Source organism: Pseudaestuariivita sp. (genome assembly GCF_052825805.1).
The window spans coordinates 434,257-455,511 of record NZ_JBRBVB010000002.1 but is presented as its reverse complement, the minus strand read 5'-3'; the positions used below and the strand labels follow the sequence as shown (position 1 = coordinate 455,511).

Sequence of the window (21,255 nt, the reverse complement as noted above, 5' to 3'; positions counted from 1 at the left end):
ATACGCGAGCGCTAACGCCTCCGCCACTGCCGATTTCCAATTGACCTGCGAATTGCGATAGGTCCAGATTGCGACACCTTGCGCCGGTTTCGACGCTTGGGTTTGAGTTTGTGTTCACCGGCCTTTGCCCACGACGAGACGGCCCGCGCCCATGACTGTACACCATGACTGCACCTCGTGACTGTTGTCGCAACATGACGGCAACCCAATGACGACTGCCCCTGCCCGCCCTGCCCTGCGCGCGACCAGCCTGCGCGACGGCGCTGTGCGCCCCGAGGACCGCCCGGCACGGTTTGTGTTCCTGCTGCTCAACGACTTTACGTTCCTGTCGTTTGCGAGCGCGATCGAGCCGCTGAGGCTCGCCAACAAATACGTCGGGCGGGCGATCTTTGACTGGCATCTGGTCAGCGAGAACGGCGCGACGGCGCGCTGCTCGAACGGGATCGAGCTGAATGTGCAGGGCGGCCTCGACGAGCTGACGCGGGACGACACGCTTCTGGTCTGCGGCGGCATTGATGTGCAGGCGAACACCTCAAAGGCGGTGCTCAACTGGCTACGTCGCGAGGCGCGGCGCGGGGTGACCATCGGAGGGCTTTGTACGGCGGCGCACACGATGGCCAAGGCCGGGCTTCTCGACGGCAAGAAGGCGACGATCCACTGGGAGAACCAGGACAGCTTTGGCGAGGAGTTCGAGGAGGTGGCGCTGTCGAAGTCGGTCTTTGTCATCGACGGCAACCGCTACACGACGGCGGGCGGGACGTCGTCCATCGATCTGATGCTGACTCTGATCGCGGACGCGCATGGCAAGGACCTGGCCAACGTGGTGGCCGATCAGCTGATCTACTCGTCGATCCGCACCGACCAGGACACGCAGCGCCTGTCGATCCCGACACGGATCGGGGTGCGCCATCCCAAGCTGAGCCAGGTGATCCAGTTGATGGAGCAAAACATCGAGGAGCCGATCAGCCCCTCGATCCTCGCCTCGGACGTGGGCATGTCGACGCGCCAGCTGGAACGGCTCTTCCGGCGGTATCTCAACCGCTCTCCCAAGCGATACTATATGGAGCTTCGCCTGCAGAAAGCGCGTAACCTGCTCTTGCAGACCGAGATGAGCGTGATCAACGTGGCGCTGGCCTGCGGGTTCACCTCGCCCTCGCACTTTTCCAAGTGCTACCGGGCGCATTACGACACGACGCCATACCGCGAACGCGGGACGATGAGCGCGCGCCTGTCGGTGTAGCGGGCCTCAGGTGGGATGGGTGAAATCACCCATCCTACGGGTGCCTCACGGCGTCATTCTGTAAACTGCGCCGTCGACGACGGAGATGAACCAGATCGACCCGTCGGGCGCCTCGCGCACGTCGCGCACGCGGCCGGTCTCGTCGCCCTCGATCTGGGTGTGTTCGCGCAGCGGATCGCCGTCGAGGACGGAGATGTAGCTGAACTTGAGCGAGCCGACAAAGATGTCGCCCTCCCATTCGGGCCAGAGCGCGCCGGAGTAGATCATCATGCCCGAGGGGGCCATTGACGGGTCCCAGTAGTAGGCGGGTTGCTCCATGCCTTCCTTCGCGGTGCCCTCGCCGATCTGGCCGCCCGAATAGTGCTCGCCGTAGGAGATCACCGGCCAGCCGTAGTTGGCGCCGCGCGTGATGCGGTTGATTTCGTCGCCGCCCGCCGCGCCGTGCTCGACGGTCACGAGGTTGCCGGCAAGGTCGAGCGTCGCGCCCTGCGGGTTGCGGTGGCCATAGGACCAGATCTCGTCAAGGGCGCCGGATTGTCCGACAAACGGGTTGTCGCTCGGTACGGCGCCGGTGGGCGTGACGCGCACGACAGAGCCGTTGTGGACCGACAGGTCCTGCGCCGTCGGGCGGTCGCCGCGGTCGCCGATGGTGACAAAGAGGGTGCCGTCCGGCGCCTCGACCACACGAGAGCCAAAGTGGAAGCCGCCGCCCGAGCCGGGCTGCATCTCCCAGATCGTGTCCACGTCCTCGAGCGACGTGCCATCGGCGGAGAGCACGGCGGTCGCGAGCGCCGTCCCTTCGTTGCGCCCCAGAAGGCCCTGCGGTTTGGCAAAGGTCATGTAGATGCGCCGGGACGTGTCGAAATCGCGTGCGATGATCACGTCCAGAAGGCCGCCCTGCCCGGTGGCGCGCACGCGCGGCACGCCGTCCACGTCCGTCCGGCTGCCGTCTGCGCGTACATGCACCAGCGTGCCCGGGCGCTCGGAGACGAGAAAGCCGCCCTCGGGCAGGATGGCGACCGCCCAGGGCTCGTCAAAGCCGTCTGCCATACGCTCGATCGTCACCTGGGAGGTGGGCAGGGTCTGTTGTGCCAGTGCGGGCAACGCCGCCGTGGAGGCCGCCGCGATCAGAAGGGAGATGAGACGCATGACGCGCTCCTTGCAAGGTCAAAGCTGCCTTTGATTTAGGGACGCGCGTGGGGTCTGCCAGTCACGGATGCGCGAACGCTTCCCTTTCGGCACAGGCCCGCTTAGGCTTTGCCCCGGATCAAGAATCCAACTTTGGGAGAGTATGACATGAAAAAAGTGCTTATGGCTTCGGCCGCGAGTCTGGCTCTGGCGGGTGCTGCGGCAGCCGACGGGCATGGCGCCGACATCAAACTGGGCATCATCCTGGGCTTCACCGGCCCGATCGAATCGCTGACCCCGTCGATGGGCGACGGCGCCGAGCTGGCGATGCAGGAAGTCTCGGACAGCGGGCTGCTGCTGGGCGGCAAGTCGGTGATGGGCGTGCGCGCCGACTCGACATGCGTGGATGCAGCGGCTGCTCAGGCAGCGGCGGAACGTCTGATCACCTCGGACGGCGTCAAGGGCATCATGGGCGCGGACTGCTCGGGTGTGACCGGCGCGATCCTCAACAACGTGGCCGTTGCCAACGGCGTCGTGATGATCTCGCCCTCGGCCACCTCGCCGGGCCTCAGCCACATGAACAACGAGGACAACGGCCTCTTTTTCCGCACGGCTCCGTCGGATGCGCGCCAGGGCGTCGTGATGACCGAAGTCCTGATGGAAGAAGGCATCATGGAAGTCGCGGTGACTTACACCAACAACGACTACGGCAAGGGCCTCGCGGACGCATTCCAGGCGGCCTTCGAAGAAGCCGGCGGCACGGTCACCATTTCGGCCGCGCATGAAGACGGCAAGGCGGACTATTCGGCCGAAGTCGGCGCGCTGGCCTCGGCCGGCGGTGAGCGCCTCGTCGTCGCGGGCTACGTCGATCAGGGCGGCTCGGGCATTGTGCGCGCGGCCATCGACCAGGGCGCGTTCGACACCTTCCACTTCCCCGACGGGATGATCGGCGCGCAGCTCGAGGCGAACTTTGGCGACGAGATCGAAGGCTCCACCGGCCAGCACCCGGGCACCGACAGCAATGGTGCCGCGATGTTCACCGAGATGGTGGGTGATGCGTTCGACGCCACCTCGCCCTTCACCCCGGAAAGCTATGACGCGGCAGCGCTGATCATGCTGGCGATGCAGGCGGCAGGGTCCGAAGACCCGGGCGTCTACAAAGACAGCGTGATGGACGTGGCCAACGCGCCGGGCGAGCAGATCTTCCCCGGTGAACTCGCGAAGGCGCTGCAGATCCTCGCAGATGGCGGTGACATCGACTACGTCGGCGCCACGGCGGTCGAGTTGATCGGCCCGGGCGAAAGCGCTGGCAACTACCGTCAGATCGTCGTCGAAGGCGGCAAGATCACGACAGCCAAGTACCGCTGATCGGCGGGCATCAAGACGTGGGATGGGGGCCAGCACCCATCCTACATTTGCGGAGGCGCGCATGATCGTCGTCGAGAACATCGTCAAGCAGTTCGGCGGCTTTCGGGCCGTGGACGGTGCGTCGCTGCGGATCGAGACAGGCTCGATCACCGGTCTGATCGGGCCAAATGGCGCGGGAAAAACCACGCTTTTCAACGTGATCGCGGGCGTTCTTGAACCGACCTCGGGGCGGGTCACGATGGAGGGTGCGGACATCACCGGCCTGCCGCCGCACGCGCTCTTTCACAAGGGTCTGCTGCGCACGTTCCAGATCGCGCACGAGTTTCACACGATGTCCTGCCGCGAGAACCTGATGATGGTGCCGGGCGCGCAGTCGGGGGAGACGCTGTGGAATACCTGGTTCGGGCGCAAGCGCATCGCCGACGAGGAGCGCGCGCTCAAGGCGAAGGCGGACGAGGTGCTGGAGTTTCTGACGATCTCGCACTTGGCGGACCACAAGGCGGGCCAGGTTTCGGGCGGGCAGAAAAAGCTTTTGGAGCTGGGGCGGACGATGATGGTCGATGCCAAGATCGTCTTTCTCGATGAAGTGGGCGCGGGCGTAAACCGTACGCTTCTCAATACGATAGCGGACGCAATTCAGAGATTGAATGAAGAGCGCGGCTACACGTTTGTCGTGATCGAGCACGACATGGATTTCATCGGGCGGCTCTGTGATCCGGTCATTTGCATGGCCGAGGGCAAGGTTCTGGCGGAGGGCACGCTGGCGGAGATCAAGGCCAACCCGGAAGTGATCGAGGCGTATCTGGGCACGGGTCTCAAGAACAAGGTGGCGAGCTGACACCTGCCGAGCCGTTGCCATAACCCTGCCGCGATTTTGTGCGAAGCGCTCACCTCGAAGCAATTAGTCGAGGGTACTTTCATGCGTTTTCTGTCACACGGCATCCGCCGCATCACTGGGCTGGCCATCTTTGCAGCTTGTGTTGGCGCGTTGACGGCCACCGCCGCGCCTGTTGCGCTTGAAGCGGAGCAGACGGGCGGCACGTGCATCGAGCTCGATCAGACGTTGTCGATGTGCCAGGGCGGCTTTGCGCTGAAGCTCGATCGGGCGGTGCGCGAGGAGCGGCACAACAAGTTCTTTATCCGCGGGGAGCCGAACGTCTTTGCCAATGCGGTGACACTGGACGCGGGCCGTGCGGACGGGTTTGGCGTGCAGAACGCGCGCAACGTCTTCGAGGCGGATCTGAACGGCAATGGCCGCACCTACGGCGAGCGGCTCTGGCAGGAGATGGACTATGACGGCCTGCCCATTGCGGTCGCCATCCATGACCAGACCGAGGGAGACATTCTGCTCTCCAAAGTGAGCGTCTTGATGTTCGGCGAGCATAGCACGGCATGGATCTCGGTGGGGATGACGGCGGATATTCCGAACGACCGGCTGTTCCAGATCATTGGCTATATGCTCAAGCACTTCGAAGTGCGGATGGACCCGGCGGGCACCTGACGCGCCCTTCATCGCCGTCACGACCCTACGCAGCCTTTTGGGGCTGCGTTTTTCGTTTGGGGCGCTTGGCGATAGCGCGGCGCGCCAAGATGCGCTAGACCGCTGGGTGACACCGGATCCGGGGCGGGAGAACCACGAGGGCATGTCGAACGAGACCGAGACGCGCGTGCGCGCGGCAGCGGCGGAGGCGCGCGCCGAGCCTTTCCTGATCGGGGACACGATGACGGGCGGTTACGGCGCCGGGCCGGACATCCTGCACGACTGCACCGTGGCGGTGGAGCGCGGGGAGATCGCGGTGATCGTCGGTCCCAACGGCGCGGGCAAGTCGACGGCGATGAAGGCGATATTTGGCATGCTGGACGTGCGCCAGGGCGCGGTGCGTCTGGATGGCGAGGACATCACGGCGCTGAGCCCGCAGGACCGGGTGCTCAAGGGCATGGGCTTCGTGCCGCAGACTTCGAACATCTTTACCTCGATGACGGTAGAAGAGAACCTGGAGATGGGCGCCTTTATCCGGCGCGACGATTTTTCGGGCACGATGGAGCAGGTCTATGACCTGTTTCCGATCCTGCGCGAAAAGCGGCACCAGCCGGCGGGTGAGCTTTCGGGGGGTCAGCGTCAACAGGTCGCCGTGGGCCGCGCCTTGATGACGGAGCCGAAGGTGCTGATGCTCGACGAGCCGACGGCGGGGGTCTCGCCCATAGTGATGGACGAGCTTTTCGACAGGATCATCGAGGTCGCGCGCACGGGCATCCCGATCCTCATGGTCGAGCAGAACGCCCGACAAGCGCTTGAAATCGCAGACAAAGGCTATGTTCTGGTGCAGGGGCGCAATGCGCATACCGGGACGGGCAAGGAGCTGCTGGCGGACCCGGAGGTTAGGGCGTCTTTTCTGGGGGGATAGCGGTGGATTTGAGTTTATTTTGGAAGATGAAGGGGCTTTGCGCCGCGCTTGTGCTGGCAAGCGCTGGGACAGCTTTGGCTGAAGAGGTCTGCACCTTTACCGTGGAGTGCTACGAGACCGAGGGCTGCGCGGAGAGCGCGTTCGAGATCACCATTTCCGGCGATACTTTGGTGACGGAGTTCGGGACAATCGAGGTGAACTCGGGTGGCGGCGAGACGGGGGCCTTTGTCGGGCATGGGCTTGGGGCGATGCACATGCTGACGCGCACCAAGGGCGGCGCGGCGCGGTATACGACGCATATCTTTTCGGATGTGCAGATGGTGAGTTATGCGGGGACGTGTGAGTGAGGCTGAGGCGCGCGTTGCATGGTGTGTTTGAGACGGCGCGGGCAGCGCCCGTTTTGTGGATGACGGGTGCGCTGCGGTCGGGCTTTACGCGGCGGCTTTGCCTTGCGGCGGCAGTTCTGTGTCCCTCGGGGCCTGCGCTTGCTGAGACCCGGCAGTACGTCTGCACAGCGGTCGAGCAATGCACCAGCGCCGTGTGGTGCGATGCGCATGACACGTCGGTACCGCTTTACGTCGATACGCGCGCCGGGCAAATGCCGTATCGCGCGAGGGAAGATGCACCGCGCTACGACATGCAGGAGACGACGTCGATCACGCATCTGGTCGGTATCGGTGGCCCGCGCGATCAGGTCGGCGCCGAGAGCCTGGTGGTGTTTCGCGACATGAGTTTCGTGCTCACCTCGACGGTGCAGATCTCGGCGGGCAGCGGGCCTTTGGCCGTGGGGATCATCGTGCGTGGAACGTGTGAAAGGGTGCAATCATGATAGACTTTCTCAACGCCCTTGTCGCGCTTCTGAACTTTGTCGTCGTGCCGGCCACGGCCTATGGCGCGCAGCTGGCGCTGGGGGCGCTTGGTGTGACGTTGATCTATGGGATCCTGCGGTTCTCGAACTTTGCGCATGGGGACACCATGGCGTTTGGCGCGATGTTCGCGATCCTGATCACCTGGTGGTTTCAGTCGATGGGCGTTTCGCTCGGGCCGCTTCCGACGGCGCTGCTGGCGCTTCCCTTTGCGATTGTCATCACGGGGGCGTTCCTCCTTGCGACGGACAGGGTCGTGTACCGCTTTTACCGGGCGCAGAAGGCGAAGCCGGTGATCTTTGTGATCGTCTCGCTTGGTGTGATGTTCATCATGAATGGCCTCGTGCGCTTCATCATCGGGCCAAATGACCAGCGGTTCGCGGATGGGGAGCGCTTCATCATTTCGGCACGCGAGTTCAAGGCGATGACGGGGCTGCGCGAGGGGCTGGCGATCAAGACCACTCAAGGGATCACGCTGGTGACCGCGGTGATCGTGGTGGCGCTGCTCTTTTGGTTTTTGAACCGCACGCGCACGGGCAAGTCGATGCGCGCCTATTCGGACAACGAAGACCTGGCGCTGCTCTCGGGCATCAACCCTGAGAAGGTGGTGATGGTGACCTGGCTGATCGTGGCAGCGCTCGCCACGGTGGCAGGCACGCTTTACGGGCTCGACAAGACGTTTAAGCCGTTTGTCTTCCTTCAGCTGCTGCTGCCGATCTTTGCAGCGGCCATCGTCGGGGGGCTGGGCAACCCGGTGGGCGCCATCGCGGGCGGGTTTGTGGTCGCCTTTTCCGAGGTCACGATCACCTACGCATGGAAGAAGATCGCCAATTACATCCTGCCCGAAGCCATTGCGCCCGACGGGCTCGCGCAGCTTTTGACCACCGACTACAAGTTCGCGGTGAGCTTTGCGATCCTGGTGGTGGTGCTGCTGTTCAAACCCACCGGATTGTTTGCGGGGAAATCGGTATGAGCGACACTCAACGCGTTCCGCTGCTCTTTGGCCTGGTCGCCGTCCTCATCATCGGGACGGGGTTTGTGCAGTCCTGGAACTCGGCGCTGCTGATCCTGAACATGGGGCTGGTGAGCGCGATCATGGCGCTTGGCGTGAACCTGCAATGGGGGTTTGCGGGGCTCTTCAACGTCGGGATCATGGGGTTCGTGGCGCTGGGAGGCTTGGGCGCCGTGCTCGTCGGCATGCCGCCGGTCGAGGATGCCTGGGCCGCTGGTGGCGTGCGCCTCCTGTCGGCGCTTGTGCTGGGTGCGGCGACGGTCACGGCGGCGGTGCTCGCCTATGCGGCAGTGCCTGCGGGGCGCCGGCGGACGCTGGTGGTGCTGGGCATCCTGATCGTCGGATTTGTGCTCTACCGCTTGGTGCTCGACCCGGCCAAGGCGGCCGTTGAGGGCGTGAACCCGGCGACGACGGGCTATCTTGGCGGGATCAACCACTTTGCCAGCGACCGCGATCCAGGCGCCCTGCCCCGCGCGGACCTCTTTGTCCTGCTGGCCTGGCCTGTGGGCGGGCTGCTTGCGGCGGGTGCGGCGTGGCTCATTGGCAAGACGGCGCTGGGACTGCGCTCGGATTACCTCGCAATTGCGACGCTGGGGATTTCCGAGATCGTCATCGCCGTGCTCAAGAACGAGGATTGGCTTGCGCGCGGGGTCAAGAATGTCAGCCCCATTCCGCGCCCGGTGCCTTACGAGATCACGTTGCAGAACGATCCGGCCTTTGTGGATCAGGTCGCGGCGCTTGGCGCGGACCCGGTCACGGCCTCGGCGATCACGGTCAAGCTGTCCTATACGGTGCTGTTCGCGGTGGTGCTGCTGGTGCTCTTGTGGCTCTCGCAGCGTGCGCGCAATTCGCCCTGGGGGCGGATGATGCGCGCGATCCGCGACAACGAGGTCGCGGCAGAGGCGATGGGCAAGGACGTCACCCGCCGGCATCTGCAGGTCTTTGTGCTGGGCTCGGCCATCGTGGGCGTGGGCGGCGCGATGATGACGACGCTCGACGGGCAGCTGACGCCGGGCAGTTACCAGCCGCTGCGGTTCACCTTTCTCATTTGGGTGATGGTGATCGTGGGCGGGTCGGGCAACAACCTTGGCGCGGTTCTGGGCGGGTTCCTGATCTGGTTCCTCTGGGTCCAGGTGGAGCCGATGGGGGCGCAGCTGATGGGTCTGATCACCGCCGGCATGGCCGAGGACAACGCGTTGCGCCTGCACCTATTGGACAGCGTTGCGCATATGCGACTTTTGACGATGGGGATCATCCTGCTGGTGGTGCTGCGGTTCTCCCCGCGCGGGCTCATCCCGGAGCGGTAGGTGAGCTGGCTGGCGCGCAATGCCAAATCTGTGGAGGCGGTGGCGGCCGCGGTAACAGCTTGCGTTGCGGTTGCGGCGTTGGTCGGGGTCAAGCTGCAACTGGACGCGGCTGACGCTTTGGCGCGTGCGCAGGATGCCCGGACTGCCTTTCGCGCGCACCTGTCGCTGGCCGTCGCGCACCCCCAATACGCTGCGCCTGACACTTGCGCCCTGCTCGCGGGGCCCGAGGCCGGTGCATACACGGCCTTTGTCGAGCATTTGCTCTATTCCGCCGAGCAGATGCTGGTGGCCGAGGACGGTTGGGAGGAGACCTTCCTGACGCATCTCGCGCCTCACGCGGGGTATCTCTGCAGCAGTCCCGGGCTTGTCGTGACGCCGGCCACCGCCGCTTTGCTCGACCGGTTCGAGGCGCGTAGGTGTGCGGCGGTCACCCTCTGTTCGGCGGACGGTTAAAACCTTAGCCAAAAGGCGGCCACGCTTTCATCCGGCCTTAAGCACAGCGCGGGTACCTCCCTTGCAAGGAGGCGCGTGATGACCCGATTTCTTGTTTGTTTGGCCGCGTTCTGGAGCCTGCTCGCAGGCCCTGCGCTGGCCGAGCCAAATCCCGTTGCCGCAACGATCAACGCGGCGATTGCCAGCGGGTGCGGAGCGGCGCCGGGCCATTTCATGGACGGGGTCTACAACACCGACCTCGACGGTGATGGGCGCGCGGACCTGATCATCGACCATTCCGGCCTGCGCTGCGCTGGAGCCGCGCCCTACAGCGCGCTCTGCGGGAGATCGGTGTGCCGGACGACGTTGTTCCTGCGCCGGGATGCCGAGCTCGTCCCGCGCATGGTGCAATACGGCGTGGTGCTCGACGTGCCCGGCACGCCGCGTGCGCGAATCACGCTTGAGCGGGCCAGTGGATACCCGAGCTACGTCGAGTGGAACGGTCGGGGCCTTGAGGCGTTTGAGATGCCGTAGAGTAGGGTGTTGGCTGAAGGCCAAACCTAGCGGAAGGTTGGTCAATGTTCAGTTTGCTGTTGTTTTGCCTAAATCAAAGCGCCTGCCTGACGGTCACGTCAGGCCGCGCCGCCCCTCGGGCCGGCGCGTGAACGGACGCATGGCCATTGCTTATGATTGGACGGTAGTCACGATTGGCACTCAATGGGCCAAAGCTGTTTCTTAGCCAGCAAGTTCGCCTTGGCCCGAAGACTTACCGCCCTTTGAACAGCCCACCCAGGATCCCGCGCACAAGGCGCCGTCCGGTGGTGCCGGTCAGCTCCTTCATCACCATCTTGCCGACGGCCTCGCCAAAGCCCTGCCCTTTGCGGCTGCTCCGCGATGACGAGCGCGGCACCCTTGTCCCCGAGTACCGTCGTCCGGCGTTGAACTCGCGTTCGGCAACCTCCATCTCCTCTTCACGCGCTTCTTGCGCCTCGGCTTCGGCGGCGGCCTTGGCGGCGCGGTCCTTGAGCACTTCGTAGGCCGACCGGCGGTCGACCGGGTCATCGTATTTACCCGACATGGGCGAGGCGAGCATGAGCGCCGCCCGCTCGGCGTCTGTGATCGGACCAAGCTGCGAGGATGGCGGGCGGATCAACGTGCGTTCGACGACACCCGGCACGCCCTTTTTCTGCAGCATCGAGGTCACCGCCTCGCCCACGCCGACCTCGCGGATCGCGTCTTCGGTCGAAAAGCGCGGGTTCTCGCGGTAGGTCTCAGCCGCCATGCGTAGGTTCTTGCGATCCCGCGCCGTAAAAGCGCGCAGTGCGTGTTGGATGCGGTTGCCGAGCTGGCCGAGGATGTCCTCGGGAATGTCCGCCGGGTTCTGGGTGATGAAGTACACCCCGACCCCCTTGGACCGGATCAGCCGCGCGACCTGCTCGACCTTGTCCACGAGCGCTTTGGGAGCATCGTCAAACAAGAGATGCGCCTCGTCGAAGAAAAACACCAGCTTGGGCTTGTCCGGGTCACCCACCTCCGGCAGCTCCTCGAAGAGCTCGGAGAGGAGCCACAAAAGGAACGTCGCATAGAGCCGGGGTGAGGACATCAGCGTGTTGGCGGCCAGGATGTTGATCCGCCCCCGCCCGTCTGTGTCCCGCGCCATGATATCGCTCAGCGCCAACGCCGGTTCGCCAAAGAACTCCGCCGCGCCCTGGTTTTCCAGCACCAAGAGCCGCCGCTGGATCGCCCCGATCGAGGCGACCGAGATGTTGCCGTACCGCAGGCTCAGATCGCCGCGGCTCTCCCCGATCCACACCAAACGCGCCTGCAGGTCCTTGAGATCGAGGAGCGGCCAGCCCTCCTCGTCGGCGATGCGAAAGGCGATGTTGACGATCCCCTCCTGCGCCTCGGTCAACTCGAGCAGGCGCGAAACCAGCAAGGGCCCCATCTCGGCCACCGTGGTGCGGACCGGGTGGCCCTTTTGGCCAAAGAGATCCCAAAACGTGACAGGAAACGCAGTGTAATTGTAATCCGTGAACCCGATCTTTGCCGCCCGGGACATGAAGGCGTCGTGCAGCTTGTGCTCGGGCGTGCCGGACTTGGCGAGCCCCGACAGGTCCCCTTTGACATCCGCGAGGAACACCGGAACGCCGTTTTGCGAAAAACTCTCCGCCAGGATCTGCAGCGTGACCGTCTTGCCCGTGCCCGTCGCGCCGGCGATCAGCCCGTGACGGTTGGCGTATTTCAGCGTCATCTCCTGCGGATCGGCATAGTCCTCTCCGCCGCCACCGATAAAGATCTTGTCCGCCATCGCCTCTTCCCTTGCCGTCACCACCGAACGCGCGCGCAACCTACCATTAACCAGCCAAACGTATAGCTCAAACCGCCTGACGGGCGTGCCATTGGCATGTGTCAGGTTGACGTCCTCCCTGTCAGACTGGCCGCACCTTCGGGTGCGGCTTTTTTTGTGATCGCCATGCCCGGGATTAGCTGTTGACCGGTGTGGGTAAGTTGCGTAGCGTCTCGAACATACTAAGTCGGCCAGTCCGACAGGGAGAGAAATACGTTTGAAAGGGGCCGGCTTCGGCCCCTTTTTTCGTGCCGTTTTCGGGGCGTCCGAGCTGGCGTTGTCAGCCCTCCGGCGCCCATCGGCGACCGGTTGCCGCTGACGCCAAATCGGGCCTGACAGTGCGGAACACCCATGCTACGCCGTGGGCAGATTCTGAACGAGCTGACGAGAGCATTTCCATGATTAACCGCACCCTTCCGCTGGCATTGATCGCGGCCCTGACGCTTGGCGGCGCGGCCTTCGCCCAGGAGGCAACAGATGGCGCGGCGACCGAAGGCGCAGCCGAGCCGAGCGTCGGCACCGAATTCAGCACCGGTGAGGAGGTCACCGAAGGCAATCGCATCGGCGAGACCTATGTGACCGAGACCGTCGGTGACTGGACGATCCAGTGCCTGCGCGCGCCCGAGGGGCAGGAAGACCCCTGCCAGCTCTACCAGCTGCTCACCGATTCCACCGGCAACGCGGTGGCCGAGGTCAGCGTCTTCCGCCTGCCCGAAGGGGGCGACGTACGCGCCGGCGCGACCTTTATCGTGCCGCTCGAAACGCTGCTCACCTCGCAGCTGACCGTGTCGGTCGACGGCGGCAAGGCCAAGCGCTACCCCTATTCGTTCTGCAACCAAATCGGCTGCTATGCGCGCGTCGGTCTGCTGGCCGAGGACGTCTCGCAATACCAGCGCGGGGCCAAGGCTGTCGTCACGCTGGTGCCGTTCGCCGCGCCTGACCAGACCGTATCGCTGGAGATGTCGCTCACAGGCTTTACCGCCGGGCTTGAAAAGGCGTCGGTGATCGCGTCGCGATAAAGAAGGCCACCTTTAGCCTGATACGTTCGGAACAGATGTGCACGCGCCGTCCCGCGGGGTGGCGCAATCGCGCCGCCCCATGGGGGCGGGTCGGCGCGGCCTGACGGTGCCCGTCAGGCGGGCGCTTCGAAATACGCCAATGCGTATCTGTTTTAAGGTCGCCTGTTACAAGTGGTGAAACACGTTCCAAGCTCAAAGCCGGGCCGTTGCGCCTGGCTTTTTCCATGCGCCGAACCTTGCCAAAACCGCGTCCGCGGCACGCAAGCCGGGGTCTGCGCCACCCGCGCCAAGGCGCTCCATCGTCAGGCGCATCGCATCCTGCTGCGCGCCGGGGTCAGCCATCACACTTAGCGTCGCTTCGGCCAGCGCCTCAGCCGTGCAGTCCGTGCCGATCCGCTCTGGCACGGTGCGGGTGTCGCTGACGAGGTTCACGAGGTTCACCGTGTCGGTCAGCAAGAGTCGCCCGATCACCTGCCGCGAGAGCCAGCCCATCGTGTAGCCGATAACCATCGGCGTGCCGGCGGCGGCGAGCTCCAGCGCGACCGTGCCGGAGGTGGCGAGCGCGGTATCAGCAGCCTTGAACGCGGCGCGTTTGCGGGCAAGCGCCTCCGCGTTGTCGGTGCCGGGATCGAGGCACACCGGTTCGCCGGGCCAGCTTTGCACCGCAGTGCGTACGGTTTCGGCAACTGGTCCTGCAAGCGGCACCACAAGCCGCAAGTCCGGCCGCGCCTCTGCGACGCGCGTCACCGCTCCTTCGAGGATCGGCAGCATATGCGCCACCTCGCTCCGCCGCGAGCCGGGCAGAACCATCAGGAGGGGCGCGTCGCCGATCCCCGTCTCTGCCCGAAACGCGCCCGCCTCGGCTTCTGTCGCCACGGGTTCGGTCACGACGGGATGCCCGACAAAGTCGCAGGCCATGCCGGCGGCGGTCATGTAGGGCGGCTCGAACGGCAAGAGCGCGAGCACGTGGTCGACGTGCGCCGCCATGCGCGTCGCCCGGCCGGGCCGCCACGCCCAGACCGTCGGCGCCACGTAATGCACGCAGCGCAGATCGGAGCGCGCCTTGATCTCCTTGGCCACGCGCAGCGAGAATTCGGGCAAGTCGATGGTGATCACCACGTCCGGCTGCGCCGCAATGGCCGCGTCGGCGGTCTGCCGGATCCGCGCCTTGAGCGTCCGGTACTGCCGCAGAATCGCACCCAGCCCCATGATCGAGATGTCGTCCATCGGGAAGATCGAGCTGAGGCCGCGCGCGGTCATCAAAGGCCCGCCTACGCCGCTGAACTGCACAGTGTCCCCGAGCCGCGCGCGCATCCCGTCCATCAGCGCCGCGCCCAGCTTGTCGCCCGATGGCTCGCCCGCGACCACAAAGACGTGCCGCGCCGTCACGGGGCAAATCCGGTGACGAAAAGACCCGTCTCCGCCAGCGCCGCTTCGACCTCGACACGGTTCAGAACCAGCACGCCGTCCGCAGCCACGGCAATGCCGGCAAGGCCCGCCTTTGCCGCGCGCCGCACGGTGTCCGGGCCAATCGCCGGCATGTCGACACGCAGGTCCTGACCGGGTTTCGGCGCCTTGATCAGCACCCCCGAGCGCTCGGTGAGCGCGCCGCGATGCGTCGCCACGAACCCGAGCAGCGCATCCGTGCCTTGCGCCGTCTCGACCCCGAGGCACCGCCCGCCGGCAACCACACACGCTTGCCCGATGTCGAGCGGGCCAAGGGTGCCAAGGATATGCCGACCTCGCGTGATGTCGGCGGCCGCCTCAGCCGTCAGCGGACCAACGGTCCCTTCGCGCGCGATCAGCGCCGGCGCCACATCATGCGCACCGACAACCGTAAAACCCTGCCGCTCGAAAAGGTCGATCACCGCGCGCAGCACGGCGTCGTCCCCCGCCTGAAAGGCTGCAAGCAGCTTGGCCGCTTCACCCTGCATCAACGTATCGAGCCGCGTTGGATCAAACCGGGGCGGCGCCACGCCACCCGCCATCACCACGCGCGTCACGCCCCGCGCGCGCAGGTCCTCGAAGAACGCGCCAAGCTGGTGCAGATCGACGTGCGGGAGGTCCACGGCCAGGCCATGATCAGGGTCCACCGCAAAGCACACAGCGTCCGGCGCGGCAGCATGCAGCAAGCCCGGCAGCGCCCCTCGCCCGGCCAGGATCGCTAGCGCACCAGCCACGCTCAACGCTCGGGAGTGAGAAAGGACCGGTCCGACGTCGCCAGCACAAAATCGACGATCTGGCGCACGTAATCGCTCTCCGTCTCGCCGCCGAGACGCCGCGCGCGCTCCTGAAACGCGCCCTCCCCCTGCGCCAGCATCTGGAACGCCGCGCGCAGCGCCGTGATGTCCGACCGCGACACGCCGCGCCGCTTGAGACCGACGAGGTTGAGCCCGTCGAGCCGTCCGCGCGGTCCCTGCACCAGGCCATAGGGGATCACGTCGTTCGTCACCATCGTAACTGCACCGATGATCGCGCCGCGCCCGACGCGCACCCATTGGTGCACACCCGAGAGCCCGCCGACGATCACGTCGTCCTCGATCACGCAATGTCCCGCCAGCGCCGCATTGTTCACCAGGATCACCCGGTCGCCCACCTGCGCATCATGCGCAACGTGGCAGCCGGCCATAAACAGCCCGTCGTCACCCACCCGCGTCAGCCCGCCACCGCCCGTCGTGCCGATGTTCATCGTCACATGCTCGCGGATCCGGTTGCGCGCGCCGATCTCGAGCCGGGCCGCCTCCCCCTTGAACTTGAGGTCCTGCGGGATCTCGCCGATCACCGCAAAGGGGAAGATCACCGTGTCCGCGCCCACTTCCGTGTCGCCGCCTACCACCACATGGCTTTTGAGCGTGACGCCGGCGTGCAGCCGGACCTGCGCGCCCACATGGCAGAACGGACCGACGGTCACGCCCTCGGCCAGCTCCGCGCCGGGCTCGATCACGGCGGAGGGGTGGATGGTGGCGCCCACGGCCTAGGCCTCCAGGTCCATCATCGCGGTGAATTGCGCCTCGGCGGCCATCTCCCCGTCGACGGTGGCCTTGCCCTCGAACTTCCAGATCTTGCCGCCGGGCTTTCCGCGCAGCGTCCTGACGTCCATCTGCAGCACGTCACCCGGCACAACCTTGCGGCGGAATTTGCAGCCGTCGATCGCCATGAAGTAGATGAGCAGGTCCTTGTCCGCGAGGTCCATCGCAACGCCCACCATCACGGCGGCGGTCTGCGCCATCGCCTCGACGATCGTCACACCCGGCATGATCGGCGTGCCGGGGAAATGCCCCTGAAAGTGCGGCTCGTTCATGGTCACGTTCTTGATCCCGAGCGCGCGCGCGGTGCCGTCGATCTCTTCGACGCGGTCGACGAGCAGGAACGGGTACCGGTGCGGCAGGATGCGCTGGATCAGCTGGATGTCCGCGCGTTGCAGGGTGTCAGTCATGCCTGTCCTCAAGTTCGTGGCGTGGTGCGCGGTGGGTAGCAAGCCCATCAGGCCGCCGCAAGTCGGGGCCCGCCACGGTTTGAACTCAGGGCGAGCGCGGCGCGAGCTCCGCGTCGATCCGCTGGATTGCAAGGTCGGTGACCAGCACGCTCTCCTCGACCATCAGCACCGTGCCACGCTCGACGAGGATTTGCGCGCCGGCCTCTGCCAACAGCGCCTGAAGCACCGGCTGCACGGTCTGCAGGAACGCCTGCCGCTGCCGCTCGGCCTCTTGCGTGAGCGCGCGCGCCTTGTTGTCCTGCGCGCTGCGCAGGGCCGAGACCTTGGTGTCGAACGCTTCGGCCAGCGCCCGGAACTCGTCGGGCGGCAGGCTTGCGCGGCGGCTCGTCAGGTCTTGCTCCTCGGCGGTCAGCTCCGCCTCGATCTGCGCGTTTTCCTGCACGAGGTTGCGCCGGGCGGCTTCCAGCTCTGTCTCGATCTGGCGGCCAAGACGGGATTCAGACAAAAGCCGGTCGACCTCGATCACCAGCACCTGCGCGCGGCGCGCGTCGGCCTGCTGCGCGACAAGCGGCGCCGCAAACGTGGCGCTCGCCACGATCAATGCAAAGGACAGTGCCCGCAGCACGGATCAGAAATCTGTGCGGATGGTCAGCTCGAAATTGCGCTCCTTGTCGAAGGATTCCTTGACCAGCGCCTCGGAGAAGTTGAACCGCAGCGGCCCGATCGGCGTGTCCCAAAAGATCGACGCCCCGACCACGTGGCGTAAATCAAACTCGTCGCCGACGACAAAGTCGCCGCCGTTGGTCCCCCAGACCGAACCCACGTCATAAAAGAGACCGCCCGTGATCCCGTATTCCTCTGGCAAACCCAGCGGGAATTCGGCCTCGAAACTCGCGACGGCAAAGTAGTGCCCGCCAAGCGCGTCGTTGGTGCTCTCGCCGGCGCGGTTGCTGGGGTTGATTTCGCGCGGGCCGATGCCGCCGAATTCAAAGCCCCGCATGATGGACGAGCCGAGCAGGTAACGGTCCGTGACGTTGCTCTGGCCCTCGCGGAAATTGATCGCACCGCCCTGGAAGGAGGCGCGCAGGGTGACTTCCTCGTTGAACGCCGTCGTCTGCGCCACGGCCCGCGCCGTGGAGCGCACGAACGAGATGTCGCCGCCGAGCCCGGCAAAGTCCTGACCGAACTCCAAGAGCACGCCCGCGTTTGGGTTCAGGCCCCGGTTGCGCGTGTCGTAAGAGTAGGTGTAGCCGATCGCGCTCGACGTCCGCGCGCCGACCTGCGACTCGTTAAAGATGATGTCGCCGAGATCGTCGCTCACATCCGAAATCTCGGAATATTCCGCAGTGTAGCGCAGTTGCAGCCGGCCGTATTCGCTGACCGGAAATGTCAGGCTGGGACGGAAGACGCCGACGGCGGTGTTGTAAGCTGTCTCCGCGCGCGAGGTCTCGGCATAGCTGAGGCTCAGGCCGAAAGCGACGTCGCGGCCGAGGAACGCCGGCTCGACAAAGTTGAAAGAGTAGTTCTGCGCGCTTGCTCCGGTTGACACACCCAGCGACAGGCGCTGACCGCGGCCAAGGAAGTTGTCCTCCCGGAAGGTCACGTTAAAGCCGAAGCCGCTTTCCGTCGAATAGGTGCCGCCAAACCCGAGGGAGCCTGTCGGCTGCTCCTCCACGTCGACGTCCACGACAACCTGCTCGGGCGAGGAGCCCTCGCGCGCGTTCACCTCGGCGTTGGCAAAGAAGCCAAGCGCGCGGATGCGCTCGGCGCTTTCCCGGATCTCGCGCGGGTTGAACGGATCGCCCTCGACCGTGTCGAACTGGCGGCGCACGACGCGGTCGAGCGTGGTCGTGTTGCCCTCGATGTCGATGCGCTCGACAAAGACGCGCGGCCCGCGCGTGATCACGAACTCCACATCGAGCTCCAACGCACGGTCGTCGCGGCTGATGCGCGGCTCGACCCGGACGAAATCCAGCCCCTCCTTGATCGACAGCCGCTCGAGGCGCGCGATCGAATTCTCCACCACGCTCGGCGAATAGACGACCCCCTGCCGCACGCGCAGCGCATCGAGGAAAAGGTCGGTGTCCACGTCCGGCAGGTCGGACGTCACCGTGATCTCGCCAAACCGGAATTGCTGTCCCTCGACCACGTTAAAGGTCACGAAATAGCCGTCGCGCTCTTCGGAGAGCTCGGCGTTCACGCTGTTCACGCGGAAATCGACATAGCCACGCGAGGCATAAAAATCCGACAGCACTTGCCGGTCGAACTCGATCCGGTCCTCGATCAGCGTGTCGCTGCGCACCAGCGCGCGGAAGATGCCGGCCTGTTTGGTGCCAAGCGCGCGGCGCAGGCGCCCGTCCGAGTATTCGGAGTTGCCGACAAAGCCGATGCGTTCGATCTCGACCACGTCGCCTTCGAAAATCTCGAACACCAGGTCGATGCGGTTGTCGCTGCGGCGGATCAGGCGCGGGGTGACGCGGGCTGCGATCCGGCCCTGTTGGGCGTAGGCTTCGGTGATGCGGGCGGCGTCGAGTTCGGCCTGTGCGGGGTTGAACACCCGGCGCGGCGTGCTTTCGACGATGGGCGACAGGTCCTCGTCGTCGATGCGGCGGTTGCCCTCGAAACTGATGCGGTTGATCGTCGGGCGCTCGACCACCTGGATCACCAGGGTCGACCCGCGCGGCACCACATCCACCGATTCAAAAAGCCCGCTGTCACGGATGCGCCGCGCCGCCGCGTTCAGCTCACCAGCCGTCACCGGCTGGCCGCGCGCGATCCCTGCGTAGGTCAGGATGGTCGCCGTCTCGATCCGGGCGTTGCCCTCGACCTGCACCGACTGAAAGGCAAAGCTTTGCGCCAGGACCGGCGTGGCCATCACGCCCACGCTCGCCGTCGACAACATCAATGCAAAGAGCGCCGCGCCGGCTTTGCGTTTTCTGGTGATCTGCCCTGCCGCGTCAGTCCCTGCTCTGGTCCCGCTCATGCCGCCCCCGCGCAACGTTGTGTGCCTCGTTTGCGATTGTGAGTATCGGGAAATCCGGCCCATGTCAAAAGCGCGTTTGGCCTTTGAAATCAGGTCCAAAGGGCGAATCTCGAGCTGTGGATAGAATTTAGCCGCCGCTGAGCCAGAACGCGCCGGTGAGCGCCGCAACCAGCGTGCCGGTGACCAGCAGCCGGTCCGCATTGAGTCGCGCAATCAGATGCAGCGCGCGCGTGCCGTTTTCGATGTGACGCATGACATGCCTCCGCTCGAAGCCCCGCCCGAGGGGTAGCCGCGAATTGAGGCGCATTTGAGGCGGGAGCCTGCGTCAAATCCCGCGCATTCGATCGAAATCAGCAGTTTTGCCCGAAAGCCCTACGGGCAAAAGATGTCGTTGAACACCGCGAAGAGCATCAGCATCAGGATCAGCGTCATCCCGATCGACATCAGCACGCGCACCGCCTTGTCGTTCGGCGGCCGCTTGGCCACCGCCTCAAAGGCGTAAAATGTCAGGTGCCCGCCATCGAGCATCGGGATGGGAAAGAGGTTGAGCAAGCCGACCGCCGTCGACAGAACCGCGATAAACCAGATGAAGCTTTGCGCCCCCTGGCTCGCCATCGCGCCCGAGGTCTGTGCAATGCCGATGGGGCCCGACAGGTTGCACGACGAGATCGCGCCCGTGATCATGTGGCTGAGGCCCGAGATCGACCCGGTGATGATCCGCCAGGTTTGCTGGACCCCGCCGCTCAGCGCCTCGCCTACACCCGGAAAGGTCGTCGCCGGCTCGAAAAAGAGCCCGCCGGCAATGCCGATCCGCCATTGCGTCACAAACGAATTGTCGCGCTGCGGCTCGTCAATGCGCTTGGCCGTCAGCGTCGTCTGGATCACCTCGCCATCTCGCCAGACATCCAGCGCGAGCGGCGTCCCGTTCGAGGCTTCCACGATCACCTTGAGCTCGGAAAAGGCAACGATCGGCGTGCCGTTCACGGCGACGATCACGTCCCCACGCTCGAGACCCGCGTCGAGCGCCGCCGACTGCGGCGACAGCTGCAGGACGATGGGCGGCAGCGGATGCGGACCCACCGCGCGCCGCGTCTCGCCGTCCCGCAAAACGGTATAGTCAAGCTGCTCAGCGACAGGCAGCGCGTCGTAGAACGGCGCGCCCTGCTCGGACGGCAGCGGCAGTCCGGCAATGGCCCGTATCTCGTCCCCCGGCTGCAACGTGGTCTCGACCGGCGTCGGGCGCAGCTCCCCAATCGTGAGCGGCTCCTTGGCCGTCCCACTAAAGGCAATCACACCCGCAAACACCGCAATCGACAGGATAAAATTGAACACTGGCCCCGCCGCAACCGTGGCCGTGCGCGCCCAGAGCGGCGCGCCGTGCATCGTGTGCCGTGCCTCCTCGGCGCTGAGACCAGCCATGGCCGCCTCATCCTTGCCGCTGGCCGCGTTTGCGTCGCCCGCAAACTTGACATAGCCGCCAAATGGCAGCGCCGCGACTTGCCAGACCGTGCCGTGCTTGTCGGGACGGCTAAAGAGCACCGGACCAAACCCCAGCGAGAACACGTCCGCCTTGATCCCGCACCAGCGGCCCACGATGTAATGGCCGTATTCGTGCACCGCGACGATGACCGACAGCGCCACGATGAACGCCAGGATCGTCCAAAAGAGCGAGCCAAATTGCGACAGCGATGCCAATAGGTCCAAAATGCGCT

Annotated in this window: 22 protein-coding genes; 12 read left to right on the top strand and 10 right to left on the bottom strand. The window is 65.2% G+C overall.

What is annotated here, in order from left to right; genetic code table 11:
- Positions 1-208: 208 nt before the first annotated feature.
- Positions 209-1,240, top strand: coding sequence for a GlxA family transcriptional regulator (locus ACU0B3_RS03215; protein WP_446259364.1), 1,032 nt, complete (start codon positions 209-211; stop codon positions 1,238-1,240).
- 45 nt (positions 1,241-1,285) lie between these two features.
- Here the strand turns inward: ACU0B3_RS03215 and ACU0B3_RS03210 are convergent, their stop codons facing one another.
- Positions 1,286-2,389: a PQQ-dependent sugar dehydrogenase gene (locus ACU0B3_RS03210; RefSeq protein ID WP_446259363.1), complete on the bottom strand. Its 1,104-nt coding sequence runs from the start codon at positions 2,387-2,389 to the stop codon at positions 1,286-1,288.
- Between the two features lie 147 nt (positions 2,390-2,536).
- Here ACU0B3_RS03210 and ACU0B3_RS03205 point away from each other — a divergent pair, with 147 nt between their 5' ends.
- The 10 genes from ACU0B3_RS03205 (at position 2,537) to ACU0B3_RS03160 (ending at position 10,292) form a co-directional block, all read left to right on the top strand.
- Entirely contained in the window at positions 2,537-3,736 is a 1,200-nt protein-coding gene (locus ACU0B3_RS03205; protein WP_446259362.1) for an ABC transporter substrate-binding protein, read from the top strand.
- Positions 3,737-3,797: 61 nt separating this feature from the next.
- Positions 3,798-4,574 (top strand): ABC transporter ATP-binding protein, encoded by a 777-nt coding sequence (locus ACU0B3_RS03200; RefSeq protein ID WP_446259361.1) that lies wholly within the window; start codon positions 3,798-3,800, stop codon positions 4,572-4,574.
- An 81-nt stretch (positions 4,575-4,655) separates the two neighbouring features.
- On the top strand, positions 4,656-5,237 hold the full coding sequence (locus ACU0B3_RS03195; protein WP_446259360.1) for a hypothetical protein: 582 nt from the start codon (positions 4,656-4,658) through the stop codon (positions 5,235-5,237).
- A 142-nt stretch (positions 5,238-5,379) separates the two neighbouring features.
- Positions 5,380-6,141 carry an ABC transporter ATP-binding protein gene (locus tag ACU0B3_RS03190; protein ID WP_446259572.1) on the top strand — a complete coding sequence of 254 codons (762 nt, stop codon included), beginning with the start codon at positions 5,380-5,382 and terminating at the stop codon, positions 6,139-6,141.
- A 26-nt stretch (positions 6,142-6,167) separates the two neighbouring features.
- Positions 6,168-6,488 carry a hypothetical protein gene (locus ACU0B3_RS03185; RefSeq protein WP_446259359.1) on the top strand — a complete coding sequence of 107 codons (321 nt, stop codon included), beginning with the start codon at positions 6,168-6,170 and terminating at the stop codon, positions 6,486-6,488.
- Between the two features lie 59 nt (positions 6,489-6,547).
- Positions 6,548-6,970 carry a hypothetical protein gene (locus tag ACU0B3_RS03180; protein WP_446259358.1) on the top strand — a complete coding sequence of 141 codons (423 nt, stop codon included), beginning with the start codon at positions 6,548-6,550 and terminating at the stop codon, positions 6,968-6,970.
- On the top strand, positions 6,970-7,980 hold the full coding sequence (locus ACU0B3_RS03175) for a branched-chain amino acid ABC transporter permease (protein ID WP_446259571.1): 1,011 nt from the start codon (positions 6,970-6,972) through the stop codon (positions 7,978-7,980). Before ACU0B3_RS03180 ends, ACU0B3_RS03175 begins: the two co-directional genes overlap by 1 nt.
- Positions 7,977-9,326 carry a branched-chain amino acid ABC transporter permease gene (locus ACU0B3_RS03170; protein WP_446259357.1) on the top strand — a complete coding sequence of 450 codons (1,350 nt, stop codon included), beginning with the start codon at positions 7,977-7,979 and terminating at the stop codon, positions 9,324-9,326. Before ACU0B3_RS03175 ends, ACU0B3_RS03170 begins: the two co-directional genes overlap by 4 nt.
- Positions 9,327-9,779 (top strand): hypothetical protein, encoded by a 453-nt coding sequence (locus tag ACU0B3_RS03165; RefSeq protein ID WP_446259356.1) that lies wholly within the window; start codon positions 9,327-9,329, stop codon positions 9,777-9,779.
- Between the two features lie 78 nt (positions 9,780-9,857).
- Positions 9,858-10,292, top strand: coding sequence for a hypothetical protein (locus ACU0B3_RS03160; RefSeq protein WP_446259355.1), 435 nt, complete (start codon positions 9,858-9,860; stop codon positions 10,290-10,292).
- A 232-nt stretch (positions 10,293-10,524) separates the two neighbouring features.
- Here ACU0B3_RS03160 and ACU0B3_RS03155 read toward each other — a convergent pair whose 3' ends face one another.
- A complete protein-coding gene (locus tag ACU0B3_RS03155) occupies positions 10,525-12,066 on the bottom strand; it encodes a helicase HerA-like domain-containing protein (protein ID WP_446259354.1) in 1,542 nt (513 codons plus the stop codon).
- 437 nt (positions 12,067-12,503) lie between these two features.
- Here ACU0B3_RS03155 and ACU0B3_RS03150 point away from each other — a divergent pair, with 437 nt between their 5' ends.
- Positions 12,504-13,124 (top strand): invasion associated locus B family protein, encoded by a 621-nt coding sequence (locus ACU0B3_RS03150; RefSeq protein ID WP_446259353.1) that lies wholly within the window; start codon positions 12,504-12,506, stop codon positions 13,122-13,124.
- Between the two features lie 192 nt (positions 13,125-13,316).
- Here the strand turns inward: ACU0B3_RS03150 and lpxB are convergent, their stop codons facing one another.
- From lpxB to rseP, 8 genes are all read right to left on the bottom strand, one after another.
- Positions 13,317-14,513: a lipid-A-disaccharide synthase gene (lpxB, locus tag ACU0B3_RS03145; protein ID WP_446259352.1), complete on the bottom strand. Its 1,197-nt coding sequence runs from the start codon at positions 14,511-14,513 to the stop codon at positions 13,317-13,319.
- On the bottom strand, positions 14,510-15,304 hold the full coding sequence (locus ACU0B3_RS03140; RefSeq protein WP_446259351.1) for an LpxI family protein: 795 nt from the start codon (positions 15,302-15,304) through the stop codon (positions 14,510-14,512). Before ACU0B3_RS03140 ends, lpxB begins: the two co-directional genes overlap by 4 nt.
- A gap of 2 nt (positions 15,305-15,306) precedes the next feature.
- Entirely contained in the window at positions 15,307-16,095 is a 789-nt protein-coding gene (gene lpxA, locus ACU0B3_RS03135) for an acyl-ACP--UDP-N-acetylglucosamine O-acyltransferase (protein WP_446259350.1), read from the bottom strand.
- Between the two features lie 3 nt (positions 16,096-16,098).
- On the bottom strand, positions 16,099-16,560 hold the full coding sequence (fabZ, locus tag ACU0B3_RS03130) for a 3-hydroxyacyl-ACP dehydratase FabZ (RefSeq protein WP_446259349.1): 462 nt from the start codon (positions 16,558-16,560) through the stop codon (positions 16,099-16,101).
- A gap of 85 nt (positions 16,561-16,645) precedes the next feature.
- The gene (locus tag ACU0B3_RS03125) at positions 16,646-17,185 is read right to left on the bottom strand and encodes an OmpH family outer membrane protein (RefSeq protein WP_446259348.1); all 540 of its coding nucleotides are present in this window, start codon (positions 17,183-17,185) and stop codon (positions 16,646-16,648) included.
- A 3-nt stretch (positions 17,186-17,188) separates the two neighbouring features.
- On the bottom strand, positions 17,189-19,543 hold the full coding sequence (gene bamA, locus ACU0B3_RS03120) for an outer membrane protein assembly factor BamA (protein ID WP_446259347.1): 2,355 nt from the start codon (positions 19,541-19,543) through the stop codon (positions 17,189-17,191).
- Positions 19,544-19,670: 127 nt separating this feature from the next.
- On the bottom strand, positions 19,671-19,796 hold the full coding sequence (locus ACU0B3_RS03115) for a hypothetical protein (protein ID WP_446259346.1): 126 nt from the start codon (positions 19,794-19,796) through the stop codon (positions 19,671-19,673).
- Positions 19,797-19,915: 119 nt separating this feature from the next.
- Positions 19,916-21,247 (bottom strand): RIP metalloprotease RseP, encoded by a 1,332-nt coding sequence (rseP, locus tag ACU0B3_RS03110; RefSeq protein ID WP_446259345.1) that lies wholly within the window; start codon positions 21,245-21,247, stop codon positions 19,916-19,918.
- Positions 21,248-21,255: the final 8 nt, after the last annotated feature.

Coding starts and splice junctions, on each gene's coding strand:
- ACU0B3_RS03185 (WP_446259359.1), top strand. CDS start 6,168: ATGAAGGGGCTTTGCGCCGCGCTTGTGCTGGCAAGCGCTGGGACAGCT.
- ACU0B3_RS03170 (WP_446259357.1), top strand. CDS start 7,977: ATGAGCGACACTCAACGCGTTCCGCTGCTCTTTGGCCTGGTCGCCGTC.
- ACU0B3_RS03160 (WP_446259355.1), top strand. CDS start 9,858: ATGACCCGATTTCTTGTTTGTTTGGCCGCGTTCTGGAGCCTGCTCGCA.
- ACU0B3_RS03180 (WP_446259358.1), top strand. CDS start 6,548: ATGACGGGTGCGCTGCGGTCGGGCTTTACGCGGCGGCTTTGCCTTGCG.
- ACU0B3_RS03150 (WP_446259353.1), top strand. CDS start 12,504: ATGATTAACCGCACCCTTCCGCTGGCATTGATCGCGGCCCTGACGCTT.
- ACU0B3_RS03215 (WP_446259364.1), top strand. CDS start 209: ATGACGACTGCCCCTGCCCGCCCTGCCCTGCGCGCGACCAGCCTGCGC.
- ACU0B3_RS03195 (WP_446259360.1), top strand. CDS start 4,656: ATGCGTTTTCTGTCACACGGCATCCGCCGCATCACTGGGCTGGCCATC.
- ACU0B3_RS03205 (WP_446259362.1), top strand. CDS start 2,537: ATGAAAAAAGTGCTTATGGCTTCGGCCGCGAGTCTGGCTCTGGCGGGT.
- fabZ (WP_446259349.1), bottom strand. CDS start 16,560: ATGACTGACACCCTGCAACGCGCGGACATCCAGCTGATCCAGCGCATC.
- ACU0B3_RS03115 (WP_446259346.1), bottom strand. CDS start 19,796: ATGCGTCACATCGAAAACGGCACGCGCGCGCTGCATCTGATTGCGCGA.
- bamA (WP_446259347.1), bottom strand. CDS start 19,543: ATGAGCGGGACCAGAGCAGGGACTGACGCGGCAGGGCAGATCACCAGA.
- ACU0B3_RS03190 (WP_446259572.1), top strand. CDS start 5,380: ATGTCGAACGAGACCGAGACGCGCGTGCGCGCGGCAGCGGCGGAGGCG.
- ACU0B3_RS03155 (WP_446259354.1), bottom strand. CDS start 12,066: ATGGCGGACAAGATCTTTATCGGTGGCGGCGGAGAGGACTATGCCGAT.
- ACU0B3_RS03210 (WP_446259363.1), bottom strand. CDS start 2,389: ATGCGTCTCATCTCCCTTCTGATCGCGGCGGCCTCCACGGCGGCGTTG.
- ACU0B3_RS03200 (WP_446259361.1), top strand. CDS start 3,798: ATGATCGTCGTCGAGAACATCGTCAAGCAGTTCGGCGGCTTTCGGGCC.